Raw genomic sequence first — 20867 nt, 5'->3', positions numbered from 1 at the left:
CTCCCCAGCTGTTTTGGCTGCTACAGAACGGAATTCGCCGACTGTAACAAGTTCCAGTTGGGTCTCGGGGGAGTTTCGGCGGACTGCTGTCAGGCCTTCAGGTCCCGGATGGCTTCGATCCGCGCCTTCAATTGATCGGTGGTCGCGGCGGCCACCGGCGGCCCGCCGCAGATGCGACGCAGCTCGTTGTGGATCCAACCGTGCGGCTTGCCGGTGCGGTGGTGGGTGATGGTCACCAACGTGTTGAGCTCACGACGCAACTCCCGCAACTGGCCGTGCGTGGTGCGTGCCGGCGGCGGACCACCCGATACCGCAGCCTCGGCCGTGCGTTTGGTGAGTTGCTCATCCTGCCTGCGCCGCAACAGGTCTCGCATCTGCTCGGCATCGAGCAGGCCGGGAATGCCGAGATAATCGGCCTCCTCGTCGCTGCCGGCCGGCGTTGCGGTGCCGAAGGAGGCGCCGTCGAAGATGACCTGGTCCAACTCGGCGTCCGCGCCGAGCGACTCGAAGCCGTTCTCCAGATCGTCCTTCTCGTCCTTGCGCTTCTCGGCGGCTTCGAGCGCCTCGTCATCCAGACCGTCGGATTCCCGGTGCGGCTTGCCCAGCACGTGGTTGCGCTGCGCCTCCATCTCACTGGCCAGCAGCAACAGATTGGGCACCGACGGCAGGAAGATGCTGGCCGTCTCGCCGGCGCGGCGCGATCGCACGAACCGGCCGATGGCCTGGGCGAAGAACAACGGAGTCGAGGCACTCGTGGCGTACACGCCGACCGACAGCCGTGGCACGTCGACGCCTTCGGACACCATGCGCACCGCGACCAGCCACCGGCTGGTGCTTTCCGAGAACTGGGTGATGCGGTCGGAGGCGCCCGGATCATCCGAGAGCACCACGGTGGGCGCCTCACCGGTGATCTTGATGAGCAGATCGGCATAGGCGCGCGCGGTGGTCTGGTTGGTGGCGATGATCATGCCGCCTGCATCGGGCACGTGCTGACGCTTCTGCTGCAAACGTTTGTCGGCCGCGGCGATGACCGCCGGCATCCATTCGCCGGTCGGGTTCAGTGCGGTGCGCCAGGCCCGGGCGGTGTGCTCGGCGGTCAGTGGCTCACCCAGGCGCGCCGCGTGTTCTTCGCCGGCACTGTCGCGCCAGCGGGCCTCACCGGAGTACGCCAGGAACACCACCGGCCGGACCACGCCGTCGGCCAGTGCATCGGAATAGCCGTACACATGGTCGGCCACGGATTGCTGGAAACCGGCGCCGTCCGTCTCGTAGTTGACGAACGGGATCGGGCTGTCGTCGCTGCGGAACGGGGTACCGGTCAGGGAGAGGCGCCGGGTGGCGTCGTCAAACGCTTCGCGCATCGCGTCGCCCCAGGTCTTCGCATCGCCACCGTGGTGGATCTCATCGAAGATGACCAGTGTCTTGCGGTTCTCGGTGCGCACCCGGTGCCGGGTGGGATGGCTGGCCACCTGGGCATAGGTGACGACGACGCCGTGGTACTCCGCCGAGGTCTGCGAATTGGAGTTGCTGAACTTCGGATCGAGCGCGATACCGTTCCGGGCGGCTGACTGGGCCCACTGGATCTTGAGATGCTCGGTGGGCACCACCACGGTGATCGCGTCGACCGTACGGTCGTTGAGCAGCTCGGCCGCGATCCGCAGCGCAAACGTCGTCTTACCTGCGCCGGGCGTGGCGACCGCCAGGTAGTCCCGCGGTTTGGCAGTCAAATACCGCACCAGCGCCTTACGCTGCCAGCCCCGAAGTGCCTGGGTGCTGGGCGCTGCATCAGCCCGCACCCGAGGACTCCTCTCAGTCGGAAAGCAGTCTATGACAGGGCGTTACGTCGGCGCATATCCGCAGGAGCACGCCGGGCGTGTCGCTCAGATGAAGTGGTTGTCGTTCTTGGCGAACCACTCGGCGCGTTCGTCGTCGTTGAGGTCGGCCAGCTGGGCCAATCCTTCGAAATAGGCCTCCCGTGGCGCGCCGGGAGCAAACAACATCAGCAACGACGTCGGCGCGTCGGCCTCGTTGCGGAAACCGTGGATTCCGCCCGGCGGGACGTAGAGGAAATCGCCCTGGTTACCGTCGCGCCAGTCGGTGCCGTCATACAGCTTGACGGTGCCCGACAACACGAAGAACGCCTCGGACATGGTCCGGTGAAAATGCGGGGCCGGGCCGCCGGCCTGTGGGCTGATGTCGACCCGATACAGGCCGTAATCGCCATTGGTCTGTTGCTGGTTGGCCAGGTAGTGGTACTTGACCAAACCGAAGGAGTCGTAGTCGGGTGGCGCCCCGCCATTTTCGGGCGCGCGCCGGACCCAGGCGCTGACCTCGGGCTCGTCCTCGGTGTAGCGAGCCGGGGGATACGGCGGCACATCTCTGGGGTTCCACAGCGACACGAGCGTCAGCTTAGACGCGGTGACGGTGTTGACGCCGAGATCGACACCAGGGTTGTTCGCGGCGTGGTGAACCAGCCCTGCTGTCGAAAGCGGCGGACCGAATTCGGGCGCGCAAGTCCTGCCAGACGATGCAGACTTACAACGCAGACGTGGCCGAGCGGGTCACCGCGGTGGTGTTCGACGGATTACGGGCGAAAGGGCAACGGTGACAACGCTTCATTTCATCTCGGGTCTACCGCGATCAGGGTCGACGCTTTTGGCGGCGCTGCTGCGACAGAATCCGCGCTTTCAGGCCGGGATGTCAGGCCCGTTGGCCGGGCTGTTCGACGCCCTGCTGGCCCAGATGAGCGCCCGCAACGAGTTCTCGGTGTTCCTCGACGACAGCAAGCGCGAACGGATCCTGCGCGGGCTGTTCGACAGCTATTACTCCGACAGCATCGCCCAGGTCATCTTCGACACCAACCGGGGCTGGTGTGCCCGGATGCCGGCGATCGCACAGCTGTTCCCGGACGCGAAAGTCATTGCGTGCGTGCGTGATCTGCCGTGGGTGATCGACAGCATCGAGCGGTTGGTGCAACGCAACGTGTTCAGCCCGTCGTCGATCTTCAACTACAACCCCGGCGGCACCGTCTACACCAGAGCCAATGACGTTGCCGCACAGGAGGGAATGGTCGGCGGGCCCTACGATGCCCTCAAGCAGGCCTGTTACGGCGCCCAACGGGACCACCTGTTGTTGGTGCAGTACGAAACCCTGACCGTCGAACCGGCCAAGGTGATGAACGCCATCTACGAGTTCATCGGTGAACCGGTATTCGAGCACGACTTCGGCCACGTCGACTACGACGTCACCGAGTTCGACGAACGCGCCGGGACGCCGGGGCTGCACACCGTGCGCGGTTCGGTGAAGGCCGAGCCGCGCGAGACCATCCTGCCGCCAGATCTGTTCGGACGCTTCGTCAATGACGCGTTCTGGCGTGATCCGAGCAAGGTCCCCGACGGCCTGCGCGTGGTGTGAGCTGACGCGACAAAAAAAGAGAGGCCCGCCGTAGCGGGCCTCTCTCTTTTTAGTGTCGGCGATCAGGGATTGCTGGCACCGGTGGAGCCGGTGGTGCCGGTCACCCCGCCGGGCTGGCCGGTGCCGCCGTTGCCGCCGTTGCCGCCAGTACCGGTCGTGCCCGTGTTGGTGGTGAAATCGAAGCTGCCACCGATGCCGCCGTTGCCGCCCGCACCGCCCGCACCGTCGCCCACGGCGTTGCCGCCGTCGCCGCCGTTGCCGCCCTTGCCGCCGGCATTGACCTGGTTGGTCGAGGTCTGGCCGTTGCCCTTCCAGAAGGTGCTGTTGCCGCCGTTGCCACCGTTGCCGCCGACGGCTCCGCCGGTGCCGTTGAGGCCGCCGTTGCCGCCGTTGCCGCCGGTCGATTTGCCGTTGGTGATGGCGGTGCTGGCTGGGGCCGACGGGTCGTAGGCCTGAATCCAGCCCATACCGCCGTCACCGCCGTTCCCGCCGTTGCCGATGCCACCGTTTCCGGAGGTTGCGGTGCTGCCGGTGATGCTTCCGTTCTGGGCTGCGATGTTGGTGAACCCGCCGGCACCGCCCGTGGCGCCTGCGGTGTTGGCTGCACCGCCGTCACCACCCTTGGCGGTGTTGCCGGTGGCAACGCCGGTGCCTGCGGCCATGATCAGCGAACCGCCACCGTTACCGCCGTGGCCGCCGTTCGTGGCGTTGCCGCCCTTGCCGCCGGTGGTGGTGCCGCCGGCCGTGCCGCCGGTGAGGTTGCCGTACCCGGCTTGGATCTCCGCCCAGCCGCCGTTTCCACCGATGCTGCCGGTACCGGTGGCGGTTCCGCCGGACCCACCCTTCGCGGTGCCGCTGGCGGTTCCGGTGAGGTCGGTAGTAATTGCAGCGTTACCGCCACCACCTCCGACACCACCGTTGGTGCCCGCGCCGCCGGCACCGCCGGTGGCTCCGATCCCGGTGCCGGTCCCGCCGACACCACCGGTGGTGGTACCGGTGAGGTCGCCCGTCACCGAGGTGGCTGCGATGGTGCTGTTCCCGCCGGCGCCGCCCTTGCCGCCGGTCACCCCGGCGCCACCGTTGCCCGCCTTGGCCAGACCGTTGGCGACCTCGCTGCCGCCGGTGGCTGACACGGAAGCCGTTCCGCCATTACCGCCGAGGCCGCCGTTGGCGTCGCCCGCACCGGCGTTGCCACCGATAGCCTGGGTGTCCTTGATCGTGCCGCCGTTGGTGCTGAGCTGACCGATACCGCCGGAGGCCCCGGTGGAGCCGCTGCCACCGGAGGCCGTGCCGCCGGTGATGGAGTCGGCATCGGCGCTGGAGGTGCCGTCACCCTTCGCCGTGATATTGCCCGCACCGCCGTTGCCGCCGTTGACACCGCCTTGGCCCGCGCCGCCGTTCCCGCCGGTCGCATCGCCCTCCGCAGTGCTGTAGTCACCCGCCGCGGAGACGACACCTTGACCGCCGTTGCCGCCGAGGACACTGTTGACGCCCACGACGCCGTCGCCGCTGCCACCGGCACCGCCGATGCCGGTGCCTTCGGCGTGCGAGCCGATGCTCAGGGCGACTACCTGCCCGAGGGAACCCTTGCCGCCGGTTCCGCCGTTGGAGCCTGCGCCGCCCTTGCCACCGACCGTGGTGCCCGTGGCGGTGGAGTTGTCTCCGGTGGCGAGCACTACCGACATTCCGCCGACCCCGCCGTGACCGCCGGTGGTCGCGTCGCCGCCGGCACCACCGGTCGCTGTGCCCTCGGCCTTGCTGTTGGCGCCGGTGGCGTAGTAACCGGTCTGAATCCAGCCGCCGGCACCATTTCCGCCGGTGCTGCCCAGACCGTCGGCGGTGCCACCTGCACCACCGATACCGGTGCCCGTGGCCTCGCTGTTGACCCGCTGAGCGAAGATTCCGCCTTGCGCGCCGGCGCCGCCCTTGCCGCCGCTGGTGGCGTTGCCGCCGGCGCCGCCGGTGCCCACGCCGCTCGCATCGGCTCCGGCAGCACTGGCGCTGATCCAGCCGTCGCCTCCGTTGCCGCCGACGCTGCCCGCGCCATCACCGGTGCCGGCGATGCCGCCGGTGGCCGTTCCGGTCGCGGTACTGCCCGCGCCCAGGGCCTCGATATAGCCCCCGCCGCCGGCGCCGCCCTTGCCGCTGTTGGTGCCCTTGCCACCATCGGTGCCCTTGGCGACACCGTCGGTGATGGCAGCACCGCCGGTGGCCGTGACCGAGGCCGCCCCGCCATTGCCGCCGATGCCGCCGTTGGCGTCACCGAACCCGGCGTTACCACCGGTGGCTTTGGTGTTGGTGACGGCGCTGCCGGCACCGGTGGCAGTCACGGTCGCCGAGCCACCAACAGCGGTGTCGGACCCGACCCCGGCATTGGCGGAGCTGTTTGTGATTGAACCGCCGTTGCTGGCGAGCACGTTGCCGGCGCTGCCCGAACCACCAGTGCTCCCACCGGCACCGCTAGCCGACGAATCTTTGATCGTGCTTCCGGTGCCGGTCGTCCTGAGCTCGCCTTGGCCACCCGCAGCGCCGGTGGTGCCGTGTCCACCGGTGGCGGTGCCGTTGGTGTTGGAGTTGTTGTCGCCCTTGGTGACAATGCCGGCGTCTCCGCCCTTGCCGCCATTGACGCTGTTCTGACCGGCGCCGCCGTTTCCGCCCGTCGCGGTGCCATCCGCGGTGGAGTTGATACCACCGCCGCCCGAGGTCCCCGAGTAGACCAGGCCTCGACCGCCCGCGCCGCCCGAGATGCCGGTACCGGTGCCACTGCCACCGGCACCGCCGGTGGCTTTGCCGCTGTCGTGGGTGTCATTGCCCACGGCCGCGATCTGGCCCATTCCGCCGGTGCCGCCGGTGCCGCCGGCGTAACCGGCGCCGCCCGCGCCGCCGTAGGCGCTACCCGAAACCGTGGCGCTGGTGCCGGCGGTGAGCAGGCTGGCCATTCCGCCTTGTCCACCGTGCCCGCCGCCAGTTGCCTTGCCACCGTTACCACCGATGGCGGTGCCGGAGGCCTTGCTGTTGTTGCCGCGGCCGTAGTAGGACCACCCGGCTTGCACCGAGCTGCTGCCTCCGTTGCCGCCGATGCTGCCGGCTCCGTCGGCTGCCCCGCCGGAACCACCGGTGCCGGTGCCTGTTGCTTCGCTGCCGGGATACATGGCGAAAACCCCGCCCTGCGCGCCGGCGCCGCCCTTGCCGCCGTCGGTGGCGTTGCCGCCCGCGCCGCCGGTGCCCGTACCGCTGGCCTTGGCATTGGTGGCCATGGCTTTGATGGCGCCCTCCGCCCCGTTGCCGCCGATGCTGCCCGCGCCGTCGCCGGTGCCGCCGACGCCGCCGGTGGCCGTTCCGGTGGCGGTACTGCCCGCGGCGGAGGCATCGATGGTGCCTGCGCCGCCCGCGCCGCCCTTACCGCCGTTGGTGCCCTTTCCACCATCGGCGCCCTTGGCGACGCCGTTGTCGACGTCGCCGCCGCCGGCGGCGTTGACCGAGGCAATCCCGCCGTTGCCGCCGATGCCGCCGTTGGCGTCGCCCGCACCGGCGTTACCGCCGGTAGCCGACGAATTCTTGATGACGCTGGGGTCGGTGGCACCGGCCGTGTTGATGGTGGCGCTGCCGCCGGTGGCCCCGCTGGTCCCGCCGTTGCCGCCGGTAGCGGTGCTGTCGGTGATGGAGTCGGCGGTTCGTCTGGCGGTGATGCTGGCGCCGCCGCCGATCCCTCCGTTGCCTGTCGCCGCCGTGCCGTTGCCGCCGTTTCCGCCGGTTGCCTTGCCATTCTTGACGACGGCGTTGCCGAAGCCCGAGCTCTGACCCGAACCGATGACGGCTTGACCACCGTCACCACCTGTGACGCCGAGGCCGGTGCCGCTGCCACCGTCGCCCGCGTCGACGGTGCCGTCAGCCGTCGAGTCGTTGCCGTATGCCGTGATCTGCGCCCGCGCTCCCTTGCCGCCGGTTCCACCGTTGGAGCCGGCACCGCCGGCACCGCCTACCGCGTTGCCGCTGGCCGTCGAGTCGTTGCCGGAGGCGATGATGGTGCCGATCCCGCCGACTGCGCCGTGGCCGCCGGTGGTGGCATCGCCGCCCTTGCCGCCGCGGGCGGTTCCGCTGGCGTCGCTGCCGGTGCCGAGATTGGCGGCGGCATAGCCGGTCTGAATCCAGCCGTCACCGCCGCCGCCGCCGGTGCTGCCGGCACCGTCGGCCGTCCCGCCGGCGCCACCGGTAGCGGTACCCGTGGCGGTGCTGTCGGCGCGCTGGGCAACCACCCCGCCGATGCCGCCGGCGCCGCCGATACCGCCATTGCTGCCGTTGCCGCCGGCACCGCCCGTAGCGCCGGTGCCCGTGCTATCAGCCGTGCCGCCGGACGTGGCTTTGACAGTGCCCAGGCCGCCGTTGCCGCCGATGCCCGTGCCGATCGAATCGCCGCCCTTGCCGCCCTGTGCGGCGCCGGTCGCCTTGCTGTCTGTGCCGTCGGCGGTGATCTGACCGATACCGCCGGTGCCGCCAGTTCCGCCGGCCGCAGTTGTTGAGCCGTTGCCTCCGCGTCCGCCGTTGCCGCCGGTCGCGGTGCCGTTGGTGACTGTTCCGCCGTTGGTGCCGCTCAGGAGCGCGCCGCCGCCGCCCCCGCCGCCGCCGCCACCGTGTCCGGTGCCGGCCGTGGTGGACGCTTGGCCGAACCCGCCGGCGCCGCCGGTCCCGCCGGTCGCGGTCCCGGAGGCGCTGCCCGAAATGAGGGCGAAGCCGTCGCCGCCGGCGCCTCCGTCACCGCCCGCGCCGCCGTTACCGGTGCCGCCCGCGGTTCCACTGTGGCCCATGAGGCCGAAGAGTCCGCCGCCGATTCCGGCTGCGCCGCCGAGGCCGCCGGTTCCGCCGCCATCACCGCCGGTTCCGCCGGTGCCGCCGCTCAGGTGGGCGGCGTCGCCCTCGGCGCCGCGTCCACCGGTCCCGCCGGTGCCTGCGCTGCCGCCTTGGCCGCCGTCACCGCCGCTGGCGAAGATCCAGCCGGTGGCGTTACCGCCGTCGCCGCCGTTACCGCCGTTGCCTCCGCCGACACCGCCGTCTTGGCCGTTGCCGTAGCCGTTGCCGTAGTCGATGTTCCAGTCGCCGTCGGCGCCGCCGGTGCCGGTGAGGCCGACACCGCCGCGTCCGCCGTCGCCGGCGAGACCGAACAGCCAGCCGTTGGCGTCGCCACCGTGGCCGCCGTTGCCCGCGGCCTGGCCATTGGCAGAAGCGCCGCCGTCACCGCCGTCACCGCCGAGGCCCATGAAGCTGCCGCCACGGCCGCCGTCGCCGCCGTTCATGCCGGCCCAGCCCGAGCCACCTTCGCCGCCGTCGCCGAACCAGCCGGCGTCACCGCCGTCGCCGCCTTCCTGGCCGGTGGAGACACCGTCGAAGCCGTCACCGCCGTCGCCGATCCACAGGCCGCCGTCGCCGCCGTCGGGGTTGGCTTCGGTGCCATCAGCGCCGTTGCCGATCAGGTGCTGCCCCGATATCTGGTTCATCGTGTTGCCCAGGGCTGACCCGAGCGGGCTGGTGATCCACAGCTGCACCCCGTAGTGCACCGGCTGGTAGATCCACCGGTTGACGATCTCGGTGGGGTCGAGCACCGCGGAGTTGAGGGTGGGGGCCACCAGTGTGTTGCGGTTGGCGGCGGTGTTGGTCGTGGTGGTGTACGCGGACTGGCGCCGTGTCCAGGCCATCACGGCCCACACCCCGGGCATATCGGCCGGTGCGGTCGGTGCGTTGGGGGCCAGGATCGTGCCCAGAGTGACCGCGGACAGCAGGCCGGTGATCGGGCTGATCGGTGCGGGTGCCGGGGCCGGTGGCGGGGCGATGAACGCCTGGCGCGTGGCGGGGGCCGGATCATTGGATTGCCCACCGAACAGTGCGGCGCCGGAGTCGGGCTCGTCGTTGCGGAGGCTGGGAGCCGGCAATGCGGTCTTCACCCGCTCGGTCAGATCGCTGACGCGCTCGGTGATCGGGTTGTCGGCCACCACATTTGCGGTGGGGGCCTTCCACCGCTGCTTGGGCTCGTTGACCGTGGTGGGGTCCACGCCGTCGTTGGAGTCGGCCTTCGAGGTCGCCGGCGACTTCGGTCGCGGCAGCGGGCCCTGGGTTTCCGGGTCGTCGGTGGTGGCGTTGCCGCGCTTGATCCCGATGCCTTCGGTGATGTCGTCGACGGTTTTCTTGGCGTCGGCGGCCCGGTGGTTGAAGGCTTCTCTGGCTTCGGCGGCACGGTCATTGAAGGCCTTGGTGGCCTCGTTGGCGCGCTCGCGCAGGCGTTCCTGAACCTGATTGACGTCGGGGCGACGCGGTTTCTTGGCTTTGGAGTTGGACCCGGTGGAGCCAGTGCTCCCGGTGGAGCTGGGAGAGCCGGTGTTGCCCGAAGGGTTACCCGCGTTGGAGTTGCCATCGCTGCTCGAGCCCTCGGTGTTGACGAGTGCCACATCTGCGGTCACCGACCTCATCGTCGGTGAGTCCGGCCCCAACAGAAGCATGACGCCGGCACCAGCCAACGCCACACTCGCCAGACCTGCAGTGGCAATCGGACCGACCGCGGCCCGCCGACCACGACTTTGCGCAACGCTGTGCTTCCCCACGAGTTCTCCCTAGCTCTCCCAGTGCAAAATGACGCTCACGTCAATAAATCTGACTGTGTTGACACGAATCACTACCGACGAACATTTCCCTTAGCTGGCGGAGAAGTTAACGCACCCGTAACCAAGATCTCAGCTTTTTCTCAGGCCATTTTTGGCAGTTGTTGCATATGCAAGCAATCGGGCGGTAGTTGTGCATGATGCAAGGGGTGTGCAGGGGTGAATCGCGCAGATCAGTCGGGGTTCGGACGTTTGCCAGATTTTTCATCTCGCGTGCAAAATCATTTAGCCGGTTGGGCGTCAGCTCGGCATCTCGTGCCGAATACGCATGAGCTCCGCGTTCGCTCGGCGCTGCCCGGGTCCCCGCCTTCCGGGGGTGGTGTCGGCCAGGCAAAGTTCGGTATTGCCACCTTCGTCGACGACGACAGCGTCGATCCCGTATCGCCGGCCCAGGCGATCGAGGGCCGCCGCGCAGGGTGCAGAGGTCCGCGCGGGCCGGTTGCCAGAATCGCCTTTGTATGCAAATTTGCGCAGCCAACCCACAGCGGATTGGTGGGCTGGCATTCAACATGTGCGCCTACCGTCCGGTGGGTGATCACCCGGCGTTCATTCCTGTCGGCGACGGTCGTCGGCTCGATTGCTGCCGGCTACGCATGGCGGTTCGGGGTGCCGAGCGCCCACGCCGACCCGAACACCGTCGACCCGCCTTCGGTCGCGGTGCTCAACAAGAGGCGTACTCCCATGCAGTGGGGGATGGCGCTGCCCGGAATTGCCACCTCGCTTGCCGCCGGCGGACGCCAGATCGCCCTCACCTTCGATGCCTGTGACGGTGCCTGCGATGACGCGCTCCTGGACACCCTGCAGCGCAACGGTGTGCCCGCGGTGCTCATGCTCAACTCGCGGTGGATCGACCGGAATCCGGACCGGGCGCGGCAATTGGCCGGCAACCCACTGTTTGAGATCGGCAACCACGGCACCCGTCATGTGCCGTTGTCGGTGACGGGTCGGTCTGCCTACGGGATCGCCGGGACCCGGTCGGCCGATGAAGTGGTCAGTGAGGTGTGGGGCAACCATCAAAAGCTGACTGCGCTGACCGGCCGGGCCCCGACCTGGTTCCGTCCCGGTACCGCGCACTATGACGACGTGGCAGTCGAGATCGTCCACGAACTCGGCGAGCAACCGTTGGGGTTCACCGTCAACGCGGACAACGGTGCGACGGCGTCGGCCGCCGCCGTGCGGTCCAACGTGATGAATGCGTCCCCGGGGTCGATCGTGATCGCCCACATGAACCACCCGCAATCGGGCACCCATGCCGGCTTCGCCGAGGCGATCCCCGCGATGCAGGCCGCGGGCTGGCAGTTCGTGACGCCGACCGGGCAGGCTGTGCGGTAGGTCCGGGGCGTGGCGTCACCGATTACTACCGACGTATGGCGCGGATGGGTATGCGGCGAGCGAACAACCTTGCACTCGCCCTGGTCGAGTGCTAAGAATGCAGTTGGCACTCTCGATCAGTGAGTGCTAGGTCAGGCCGGTGAGGCTGGGACCGCACCTGCGGGAGCACACCCACGCCGTCCGTCGCGGGCACTGAACCTGACCACACAACGTGCGATCCCCTATCCGGAGGAATCACTTCGCAATGGCTAAGACAATTGCGTATGACGAAGAGGCCCGTCGCGGCCTCGAGCGGGGCCTGAACGCCCTCGCTGACGCGGTAAAGGTGACGCTGGGCCCCAAGGGTCGCAACGTCGTCCTTGAGAAGAAGTGGGGCGCCCCCACGATCACCAACGATGGTGTGTCCATCGCCAAGGAGATCGAGCTGGAGGACCCGTACGAGAAGATCGGCGCTGAGCTGGTCAAAGAGGTCGCCAAGAAGACCGACGACGTCGCGGGCGATGGCACCACCACCGCCACCGTTCTGGCCCAGGCCCTGGTTCGCGAAGGCCTGCGCAACGTCGCTGCCGGCGCCAACCCGCTCGGCCTGAAGCGCGGCATCGAGAAGGCTGTCGAGAAGGTCACCGAGACCCTCCTGAAGTCCGCCAAGGAGGTGGAGACCAAGGAGCAGATCGCTGCCACCGCCGGTATCTCCGCCGGAGACCAGTCCATCGGCGACCTGATCGCCGAGGCCATGGACAAGGTCGGCAACGAGGGTGTCATCACCGTCGAGGAGAGCAACACCTTCGGGCTCCAGCTGGAGCTCACCGAGGGCATGCGCTTCGACAAGGGCTACATCTCGGGCTACTTCGTGACCGACGCCGAGCGTCAGGAAGCCGTCCTGGAGGATCCCTACATCCTGCTGGTCAGCTCGAAGATCTCGACCGTCAAGGACCTGCTGCCGCTGCTGGAGAAGGTCATCCAGTCCGGCAAGCCGCTGCTGATCATCGCCGAGGACGTCGAGGGCGAAGCCCTGTCGACCCTGGTGGTCAACAAGATCCGTGGCACCTTCAAGTCTGTGGCCGTCAAGGCTCCGGGCTTCGGTGACCGCCGCAAGGCCATGCTGCAGGACATCGCCATCCTCACCGGTGGCCAGGTCGTCAGCGAAGAGGTCGGCCTCTCGCTGGAGACCGCCGATGTCGCGCTGCTGGGCACCGCCCGCAAGATCGTGGTCACCAAGGACGAGACCACCGTCATCGAGGGTGCCGGCGATGCCGACGCGATCCAGGGCCGTGTCGCCCAGATCCGCGCCGAGATCGAGAACAGCGACTCCGACTACGACCGCGAGAAGCTGCAGGAGCGCCTGGCCAAGCTGGCCGGCGGTGTTGCGGTGATCAAGGCCGGAGCTGCCACCGAGGTGGAGCTCAAGGAGCGCAAGCACCGCATCGAGGACGCCGTCCGTAACGCGAAGGCTGCCGTCGAAGAGGGCATCGTCGCCGGTGGCGGCGTGGCTCTGCTGCAGGCGGCCCCGTCGCTGGACGAGCTGAAGCTCGAGGGTGACGAGGCAACCGGCGCCAACATCGTGCGCGTCTCGCTGTCGGCTCCGCTCAAGCAGATCGCCTTCAACGGTGGTCTGGAGCCGGGTGTCGTCGCCGAGAAGGTGTCGAACCTGCCCTCGGGTCACGGCCTGAACGCCGCGACCAACGTGTACGAGGACCTGCTCAAGGCCGGCGTTGCCGACCCGGTGAAGGTCACCCGCTCGGCGCTGCAGAACGCAGCGTCCATCGCGGCGCTGTTCCTCACCACCGAGGCCGTCGTCGCCGACAAGCCGGAGAAGGCCGGGGCGCCCGCGGGCGATCCGACCGGTGGCATGGGCGGTATGGACTTCTAGTCCAACTCATTTCGGGAAGGCCCGGCTCTCTTCGGAGGCCGGGCCTTTTCGTGTCCAATGGCCAGTTATCGCACGCCTGCACGCCAGATGTGTGACATAACTGGCCACTCGGCGCGGCCCGGCCGGCAAACCCGGCGCAGGTAGGGGCGCTAACCCCGTGTTACGGTCGGCGCCGAAAGCTTTCGTGGCTCGTGGGGGGAGAGCGGATTTGTTGACGTGTCGCCATAGCGGGTTTGCTGCGTGACTCAGCCGCCGCATTCGCCGTTCGGGGGTCCCAACCCCGTCGACGGATTTACCCCGCAGAATTCCGGCCACCGCCAGGCACCTCCGCCGCCGCCTCCACAGTGGGGCGGACCTGCGCCGGCCGCTGCACCGCGGCCCGCGCCCGCGCCGCCCAACTATGCCGCGCCCGCACCTGGTGGGCACCCCGCACCTGGTGGGCACCCGGCACCGCCGCAGCCCGGCTGGCAAGGCCCACTGCAACACGACTTCCAGAATTTCCAGCCCGGGCCCCCGCAGCCGCGGCGCAACAAGAAGGCGCTGCTCATCACGGCCGGTGCCACCGCTGCGGTGCTCCTGCTCGTGGGCATCGTGGTGGCCGTCGTGTCGTTCTCGGGCGGCGGAGCGAGTGGTGGCGCCGGCGGCGCCAGCACGGCCAGCGAGGCGGTCAAGGGCTACCTGGATGCGCTGTCGAAGGGAGATGCCAACGCTGCGTTGGCATTCGGATCAGATCAGCCGGCGTCGAAGGATTTCCTCACCGACGACGTTCTGAAGCAGCAGGTCGCGAAGTGGCCCATCACCAACGTGCGGATCCTCAGCGCCAACGAGACCGGCGACATGGCGCAGGTGCATGTGGTGGCGAACTTCGGTGAGCAGTCCTCCGATCAGACCCTGCTGGTGAAAAAGCAGGACGGCCGCTGGAAGTTGACCGGCGCGACCGCCAAGCTCAACCTCGCCGCGTCGACCCTCACCACCAATCCGGCGACCGGTCAACCCCTTCCGGCTCCGCCGATATCGCTGTTCGGCAAAGCGATTTCGGGCGGCTCCGCGGTCTACGTGTTTCCGGGGTGGCTGGACCTGGGCTCGTCGAACAAGTACCTCTCGGTGACGTCAGCGCGGCCGGTGCTGCTGGACGCCCTGATAGCCCAGGGCGTTGCGATGCCGGCCGGTGTCCAGGTGCAATTGAGCGACGCCGGATCCGAAGCTGCCAAGAAGGTCGTTGCCGACGCGGTCGCCGAATGCGCGAAGTCCACTGCGCTCTCGCCCCCGGGATGTCCGCAGAACGTCCCGAACCCGTCGTTGGCGGACGGTACCGCGCACTGGGAAGCGCCCGATCTGGCCGGCCTGCAGTACAGCTTCATGTCCTATGACATGAAGCTCCGGGTGATGGGGACATCGAAGTGGAAACTCACCGCCAATAGCACCGACGGCACGCCCATGCAGGGCACCCCGCTGATCCCGCTGATGGGAGAGATCGACATGACCCAGGATCCGCTGGCCGTGAAGTGGGTGGGTCGATGACCGTCACCATGGCAGCCCAGCCGACCCGGGATGAGCTCGACCGGGCCCGCGCCGTGGTGGGTGCGCTGTCCAATGCCTTCGCCGCCAAGGTGGTGGGCCAGGCCGGGTTGCAACAGAGTCTGCTGATCGGACTGTTCACCGGCGGTCACGTGCTGCTGGAAAGTGTTCCGGGACTTGCGAAGACAACGGCTGCACGCGCCGTCGCCGACGCGGTACGGGCCAATTTCCGGCGCATCCAGTGCACTCCTGACCTACTGCCCAGCGACATCATCGGCACCCAGATCTTCGACGCCTCCAAGGGAACGTTCCACATCCAGCTGGGGCCGGTGCACGCCAACATCGTGCTGCTCGACGAGATCAACCGATCCAGCGCGAAGACCCAGAGCGCCATGCTGGAGGCGATGGAGGAACGCCAGACCAGCATCGCCGGCGAGATCTACAAGATCCCCGAGCCGTTCCTGGTGCTCGCCACCCAGAACCCGGTCGACCAGGAGGGAACCTATCCGCTGCCGGAGGCGCAGATGGACCGGTTCATGTTCAAGGAGATCCTGACCTACCCGACACCCCGTGAAGAGGCGGAGGTGATCTTCCGGATCGATGCGGGCGTCTATGCAAACAACCGGAACGGGGCGGTGGCCTCGCTGGACGACATCCTCTACATCCGCGACGTGGCTCGGCGGGTGTACCTGGACCCCGCGATCGTCAATTACATCACCCAGATCGTCGCGGTGACACGTACTCCGCAGCAATACCTTCCGGCGAACCTGGCCCGGCTCATCGAGTACGGGGCGAGCCCACGCGCGACCATCGCCTTCTGCAAGGCCGCACGGGCGCTCGCATTACTGTCGGGGCGCAATCACGTGCTGCCCGATGACATCAAAGCGCTCGCGCACCGGATCTTGCGGCATCGACTGATTCTCGGATTCGAGGCGGTTGCGCAGAATGTCACTCCGGAAGTGTTGATAGACAACATTATTCAGGTAGTACGTACTCCGTAGTCGCTATGGGAGTGCTACTGCAGGAGGTGAAGGCCCAGACCCTCGCCGGTAACCGGCTGTCGGGTCCCAACGGGGTGTCCCGTGGCCTTCTCGAAGGGGAGCATCGGTCGATGTTCCACGGGCGCAGCCTGGAATTCGACGATCTGCGCCCCTACATCCCCGGAGATGACGTCCGCGACATCGACTGGAAGGCGTCGGCGCGCTCAACCGACGTGCTGGTGAAGCGGTTCGTCTCCTACCGGCAGCAGCGTGTCCTGATGGTCGCCGACCTCGGCCGGAACATGCTCGCGCTGGCTGCGGGCGGTGAGGTCAAGCAGCGCGTGGTACTCAATGCCGTTGGCCTGGTGGGATTGATCGCCATCAGCAAGGGCGACGAAATGGGTTTGGTGTACGGCGACGCCACCGGGTCGGCTCATATGCCCAACCGCCGCGGTGAGGCGCATCTCGAGCACATCCTGGAGCGGGTCAACCGCCACCACGTGGCCGACAGCGGCCACAGCGACCTCTCCACCCAACTGGAGTACGTGCAGCAGCACTTCCGTCGTCGGCACATCGTCTTCGTCGTATCCGACGAACCCGATGTCTCAGCGGGATTGACCGAGCAGTTCCGCAAAGTGGCGGCGCGTCACGATGTGTATTGGATTACGGTGCGCGACGCACCGCTGATCGGCGTACCGGCCTTCGGCGGCGAGGGGTACGACGTCGACAGCGGCAGAACCCTACTGCGCGAGGAGATCCTGGGCCACCGGGTGCTGGAGGCATACCGTCGGGCCGAGGCGCATCGGGAGGCCGCATTCGCGGACTACGTCAACACCACGGCGATCCCGTGTGCCCGGGTGTCGGCGAGCGGTGAGTTGTTCGGGGCCGTCACCCTGATGCTGAAGAAGGCCAGCCGTGGCAAATGACTATCTGAAATGGATCGTGGCACCGCTGCCGTATTCGGTGGGATGGCTGGTGTTGGGTGTGCTGCTGGTCCTCGGCGTCATCGGGTGGTTCGTCGGGGTCCTGGTGTGGACGCTTCCTGTGACGCGGCTGCGCACCATCCCGGTGATCCGCGACATCAGCGCCCGGGTGCTGCGGCGCAAGTTCAGTGCGGCGATCGGCGGGGTCAGCGACCGCTACCAGGCCGGCGAGCTGACATCCCGGCAGGCCTACACCGCGATGAGCCGGATACTGCGGAACTTCGTCTACCTCCAGACCGGCGTGGCCGCGCAGTACATGGCGCTGAACGAGGTGGCGGACAGCCCGGCCGCGGCGGCGGCACCCGCGGTATCGGCCCTGTACGCAAGACAATTCGACCTCGCTGACAGCCCAGACGTCGCTGCCACGGCAGCCCAGGTGCGGAGCACGATCCTGTCATGGAGCTGAGGTGGTGGTGGGTCGTCATAGCCGGCCTGGCGGCGCTCGTCGTCATCGTGCTGGCCGCATTCCTGTGGCCGATGCGCCAGCAACCACGACGGTTGCGTCCACTGGCCTGGGTGGGTCGTCTGACCGAGCTGCCCGAATATGCGCGGGCGTACCGGCGCTACCGAATCCTGCTGGCCACCATCGCCGCCACGACGGTCGCAGTATTGCTGTGCGCCATCGTCGCGACTGCCCGCCCGGTCAGCTCGCAGGCCACCACCGCTGAGATCAACCGTGCGCATCCCGAGGATGTGATGCTGTGTCTTCAGGACGACCCGGCCTCCCACGACGCGTCGGTGATGCTGTCCTACTTCGGCGGCCAGGCGGCCACGTTCGACTCGCAACGCCTGGGCCTCACTTCCCGCACCAACCGGGTGATCCCGCTGACTCGCGACTATCCGTTCCTGCAGGGCGAACTCGGCCGGTACGCCGGCCTGGAGCGGCTGAAGTCCACCCAGAACCCCACGCCCGAGGACACCGCCGTCCTGCAACGCGCCCAGCACGAATTCGGCAGGGCGGTCAGCTACTCGGACTACCGGCTGACGGTCAACGATGCACTTGCCATGTGTATGAAGGGTTTTCCCGCAGCGGGGAAAGCATCAGACAACCGGCGTTCGGTGATCTACATGGGGCCGGCCGGCGGGTCGGAGGCGCCGATCTTCTCCGATGACGCTCTCGCCGCGCTGGCCCGGTCTTCGGGAATCCAGGTCAACGTGCTGACCACAACGACTCTCGACGCAAGCGGCGGGCTCAGCGGTATCGCCACCGGCAGCGGCGGGCGATTCATCAGCTATGTCGCGACGGCAGATACCGACGGAGGCAACGGCGGCAAGGGCGGGGCTGGCCAGAGTAGCCAGGACACCCAGGCCCCGTTGGACCAGGCGCTGCGCAGCCACCTCGACGACATCCGCACACATCCGCCGGCACTGACGCGTTCGGACGGGACGATCGTGGTGGAGCAGGTGCGCGACCGTCCCAATCTCATCCTCACCATCGGACTGGTGATCGTGATCGCCTTCTCGATCAGCCTCGCGGGGGTGCGGCGATGACGTTCGAGCCGATCCTGCCCTGGTGGGTGTTCCTCGTGCTGGTGGCGCTGACCCTGGTGTTGCGGATGTTCACGCTGTATCGGGTGCTCATGGTCGTAGGGAAGGGCAGCCAGCGCAAGGTCGTCATCCGGTGGAGCCTGTTGACGCTGGTGATCGTGTGCTTGTTCGCGGCGGCGGTGCGGCCGGGGATCGAGGGAGAAAGCCACGCGGTGAGCCAGGCCGCCGCGGCGGATGCAGCCAACAGCAACGTCAATGTGTTTTTCGTGGTCGACCGATCACTCAACTCCCGGGCAGAAGACTTCGGCAACAACCAGTTCCGGATGGCCGGGGTCCGAGCCGATATGCAGTCGATCGTCGACCAATACCCGTCCGGACGCTTCTCGATCACCTCGTTCGCCACCAAGGCCAGAGCGGACTGGCCGCTCTCCGATGACGTCTGGAGTCTGCGGGCACTGCTCAAGGACTACTCGGCCTACGAATCGGATTTCGACTCGGTGTATCAGGTCGATGTCGGCGCTGCCGATGAGCAACTCAAGCGTCAGCTGGAACTCGCCGCCCAGCAGTACCCGGGGTCGAACAACCTGGTCTTCTATCTCGGGGAGGGCGCCGGGGTCTCGAAGCGGGCGCCGACGGCGTTCGACGTTCCGGCCGAGTTGGTGGCCGGCGGTGCAGTACTCGGATACGGCACGGCCGCGGGTGGTCGGGTGGCCAGCCGGCTGGGCGAAAACGGGGCGATCACCTACTTCCCCAACCCGACGGGTGGTGGGGGAGAGTTCCTTTCGGCACTCGACGAAGCCTCGCTGCGGACCGTTGCCGAGCAACTGCATGTGCCGTACTTCCATCGCGGACTCGGTGACTCGACGTCCAAGATCATCCCGCCGCTGGATGAGAATTCATCGACGGCGGAACAGCAGGAAGTATCGATGCCGGGGGATCGCACCGAGTTCTATTGGATTTTCACGGCTATCGCGATGCTGTTGATGTTCTATGAGCTGTTCGCGATGGCACGGGAATACCGGGTGTCCCGGATGACCGGGGTGCGGGGCGCATGATGGTGAGAGACCGCGGCGTCGCGGCATTCCGGTGGGTAATCACGACGGTTGGCGCGTTCTTCTCGCAGGGACCGAGCCGGAAAGTGCTGCGGCGACGGCTGATTGTGTTCTCCGTTGTGCCTGCGGTGGTGCTGGTGGCGATCGCCGTCAAACTGATGGCGATGGTGGTCTACGGCAATTCGGCCCGATCCCACTACCTCGGCTACGACTCCTACAGCCTGGCCGACGACGTGCGGAAGCTCAAGTCGCTGAACGTGATCGACTCGTACAAGCCATATTTCGCCGACGGCGACCGCTACGTGCTGGAAGGGAAACTGGCCGACGCCGAGTCGGAGTTCAAGACGTCGCTGTCGCTGGTCAGCCAGGAGCGATCATGCCCGGTGCGAATCAACCTCGAAGTGGTACTGGAGGCCCTCGGCGATCTCAAGAACGCCGACCAGCACCGGGATGAGGCGAAGCCGTTGTGGACCGAGGCACTGAAGGTCACGCAGGAGGCGCCCGGCGGCTGCTTCGATACGACCACCGAGCCCGATGAGGAACGCCGCAAGCACCTCAACGAAACCGAACAGCGACTCCAGGACAAGTTGAAGGACCCGCCGCCGTCGGAGGGTGATGGCGGCGGCGGTGGCGGTGGCGGTGGCGGTGGCGGTGGCCAAGGTGGCCAAGGTGGGCAGGGCGGCCAGGACCAAAGTGGCCAAGGCGGTCAGGACCAGAGTGGCCAAGGCGGCCAGGGTGAGCAAGGCCAAGGCCAGCAGGGACAAAGTGGCCAGGGCGAGCCAGGTCAAGGTGGCCAGGACAGTGCCGGCGAGAACGGTCAGGGTTCGGGCGGTGCCGAAGGCCAGCCAACACCGGACACCGTCGGCGCGGACCGCATCGCTACCGAATCGGGCGGTGTGGCCACGCACGAGTTGAATCCGGGACAAGGTGACCCGGGCGATGTTCTCAAGCGACTGTTGGAAGATTCCAACGCGAGTGGTACCGACCACGAGTGACGGGGTTTTGCCCATCGAGTGGCCAGTTGTCGCACGCTTGAGGGCCAGACGCGTGACATGACTGGCCACTCGGCACAGAAAGTCGCGGTGTCAGTTCTCCGACAAGACGATGCAATCGCTGTCGCACTGACCGGGCGGGCCGGGCTTGGCCGCCCGGCGATGCAGTACCGCGCGGTTGGGCACGATCTGGTGTGCCTCATCCTCGGTCGCACCGGCCTGGCCTCGTCCGTCGACGATCAGTGAATACCCGCCGGGATTGTTCGGCGGACAGACCAGGGTGGCGCTCTCGTGTGAGGCGAGGTTTCTCCGGGTGTGCCCGCCGACGGCGCCGACGTGGATGACGCCGTCGACCAGGTGTGGCTCTACCGCGACGGTGTGCGCGTGGTAGTTGTCGTCGACTGTGACGAGGTAGGCGAACGTGTAGTCCGCCAGCTTGTCGGCCAGCTGGTTGAGATCCACTTTCACGCTCATGACGTGAGAATAGGCCGGTTGTGGACGCCGGGTGCCCGACCTGTGAGACCGGTGTGCACATGCCGCTCGACTAGGCTCACCGATACCGGTGACGACGCCGGACGAAGGACTGGTTCT

General features: G+C 67.7%; 14 protein-coding genes. 10 read left to right on the top strand and 4 right to left on the bottom strand.

Annotation, left to right across the window (positions count from 1 at the left end):
- Nucleotides 1-89: 89 nt before the first annotated feature.
- On the bottom strand, nt 90-1796 hold the full coding sequence (locus JOF57_RS21395) for a DEAD/DEAH box helicase (RefSeq protein WP_209919780.1): 1707 nt from the start codon (nt 1794-1796) through the stop codon (nt 90-92).
- Between the two features lie 84 nt (nt 1797-1880).
- Nucleotides 1881-2399: a cupin domain-containing protein gene (locus tag JOF57_RS21390; protein ID WP_209919778.1), complete on the bottom strand. Its 519-nt coding sequence runs from the start codon at nt 2397-2399 to the stop codon at nt 1881-1883.
- Nucleotides 2400-2604: 205 nt separating this feature from the next.
- On the opposite strand from JOF57_RS21390, the gene JOF57_RS21385 reads away from it, so the two are divergent.
- Nucleotides 2605-3414, top strand: coding sequence for a sulfotransferase family protein (locus tag JOF57_RS21385; protein ID WP_209919776.1), 810 nt, complete (start codon nt 2605-2607; stop codon nt 3412-3414).
- Between the two features lie 62 nt (nt 3415-3476).
- Here the strand turns inward: JOF57_RS21385 and JOF57_RS31260 are convergent, their stop codons facing one another.
- Complete coding sequence (locus JOF57_RS31260) at nt 3477-9863, bottom strand: beta strand repeat-containing protein (protein ID WP_209919774.1); 6387 nt, start codon at nt 9861-9863, stop codon at nt 3477-3479.
- Nucleotides 9864-10592: 729 nt separating this feature from the next.
- Here JOF57_RS31260 and JOF57_RS21375 point away from each other — a divergent pair.
- The 9 genes from JOF57_RS21375 (at nt 10593) to JOF57_RS21335 (ending at nt 20279) form a co-directional block, all read left to right on the top strand.
- Nucleotides 10593-11393: a polysaccharide deacetylase family protein gene (locus tag JOF57_RS21375; RefSeq protein WP_209919772.1), complete on the top strand. Its 801-nt coding sequence runs from the start codon at nt 10593-10595 to the stop codon at nt 11391-11393.
- A gap of 244 nt (nt 11394-11637) precedes the next feature.
- Nucleotides 11638-13263: a chaperonin GroEL gene (gene groL / locus JOF57_RS21370; RefSeq protein WP_209919770.1), complete on the top strand. Its 1626-nt coding sequence runs from the start codon at nt 11638-11640 to the stop codon at nt 13261-13263.
- A 240-nt stretch (nt 13264-13503) separates the two neighbouring features.
- Complete coding sequence (locus JOF57_RS21365; protein ID WP_209919768.1) at nt 13504-14784, top strand: Rv0361 family membrane protein; 1281 nt, start codon at nt 13504-13506, stop codon at nt 14782-14784.
- Nucleotides 14781-15782, top strand: a complete 1002-nt coding sequence (locus tag JOF57_RS21360) for an AAA family ATPase (RefSeq protein WP_209919766.1) — start codon at nt 14781-14783, stop codon at nt 15780-15782. The genes JOF57_RS21365 and JOF57_RS21360 overlap by 4 nt, the downstream gene beginning before the upstream one ends.
- A 5-nt stretch (nt 15783-15787) precedes the next feature.
- Nucleotides 15788-16687, top strand: coding sequence for a DUF58 domain-containing protein (locus JOF57_RS21355; RefSeq protein WP_209919764.1), 900 nt, complete (start codon nt 15788-15790; stop codon nt 16685-16687).
- Nucleotides 16677-17150 carry a hypothetical protein gene (locus JOF57_RS21350; RefSeq protein WP_209919762.1) on the top strand — a complete coding sequence of 158 codons (474 nt, stop codon included), beginning with the start codon at nt 16677-16679 and terminating at the stop codon, nt 17148-17150. The genes JOF57_RS21355 and JOF57_RS21350 overlap by 11 nt, the downstream gene beginning before the upstream one ends.
- Nucleotides 17141-18235, top strand: coding sequence for a BatA domain-containing protein (locus JOF57_RS21345; RefSeq protein WP_209919760.1), 1095 nt, complete (start codon nt 17141-17143; stop codon nt 18233-18235). The genes JOF57_RS21350 and JOF57_RS21345 overlap by 10 nt, the downstream gene beginning before the upstream one ends.
- Nucleotides 18232-19287: a vWA domain-containing protein gene (locus tag JOF57_RS21340; RefSeq protein ID WP_209919758.1), complete on the top strand. Its 1056-nt coding sequence runs from the start codon at nt 18232-18234 to the stop codon at nt 19285-19287. Before JOF57_RS21345 ends, JOF57_RS21340 begins: the two co-directional genes overlap by 4 nt.
- Nucleotides 19287-20279, top strand: a complete 993-nt coding sequence (locus tag JOF57_RS21335) for a hypothetical protein (protein WP_209923575.1) — start codon at nt 19287-19289, stop codon at nt 20277-20279. Before JOF57_RS21340 ends, JOF57_RS21335 begins: the two co-directional genes overlap by 1 nt.
- Before the next feature lie 90 nt (nt 20280-20369).
- Here JOF57_RS21335 and JOF57_RS21330 read toward each other — a convergent pair whose 3' ends face one another.
- Nucleotides 20370-20750 (bottom strand): pyridoxamine 5'-phosphate oxidase family protein, encoded by a 381-nt coding sequence (locus JOF57_RS21330; protein ID WP_209919756.1) that lies wholly within the window; start codon nt 20748-20750, stop codon nt 20370-20372.
- Nucleotides 20751-20867 lie beyond the last annotated feature (117 nt).

Source organism: Mycolicibacterium lutetiense (assembly GCF_017876775.1).
Taxonomy (GTDB): Bacteria; Actinomycetota; Actinomycetes; order Mycobacteriales; family Mycobacteriaceae; genus Mycobacterium; species Mycobacterium lutetiense.
The sequence above is the reverse complement of the archived record's forward strand: the minus strand, read 5'-3'. Positions and strand labels throughout refer to the sequence as shown.

Bases quoted from the DNA above. Each gene is read 5' to 3' on its own strand.
- JOF57_RS21345 (WP_209919760.1), top strand. From the start codon at position 17,141: ATGGAGCTGAGGTGGTGGTGGGTCGTCATAGCCGGCCTGGCGGCGCTC.
- JOF57_RS21330 (WP_209919756.1), bottom strand. From the start codon at position 20,750: ATGAGCGTGAAAGTGGATCTCAACCAGCTGGCCGACAAGCTGGCGGAC.
- groL (WP_209919770.1), top strand. From the start codon at position 11,638: ATGGCTAAGACAATTGCGTATGACGAAGAGGCCCGTCGCGGCCTCGAG.
- JOF57_RS21335 (WP_209923575.1), top strand. From the start codon at position 19,287: ATGGTGAGAGACCGCGGCGTCGCGGCATTCCGGTGGGTAATCACGACG.
- JOF57_RS21355 (WP_209919764.1), top strand. From the start codon at position 15,788: ATGGGAGTGCTACTGCAGGAGGTGAAGGCCCAGACCCTCGCCGGTAAC.
- JOF57_RS21340 (WP_209919758.1), top strand. From the start codon at position 18,232: ATGACGTTCGAGCCGATCCTGCCCTGGTGGGTGTTCCTCGTGCTGGTG.
- JOF57_RS21360 (WP_209919766.1), top strand. From the start codon at position 14,781: ATGACCGTCACCATGGCAGCCCAGCCGACCCGGGATGAGCTCGACCGG.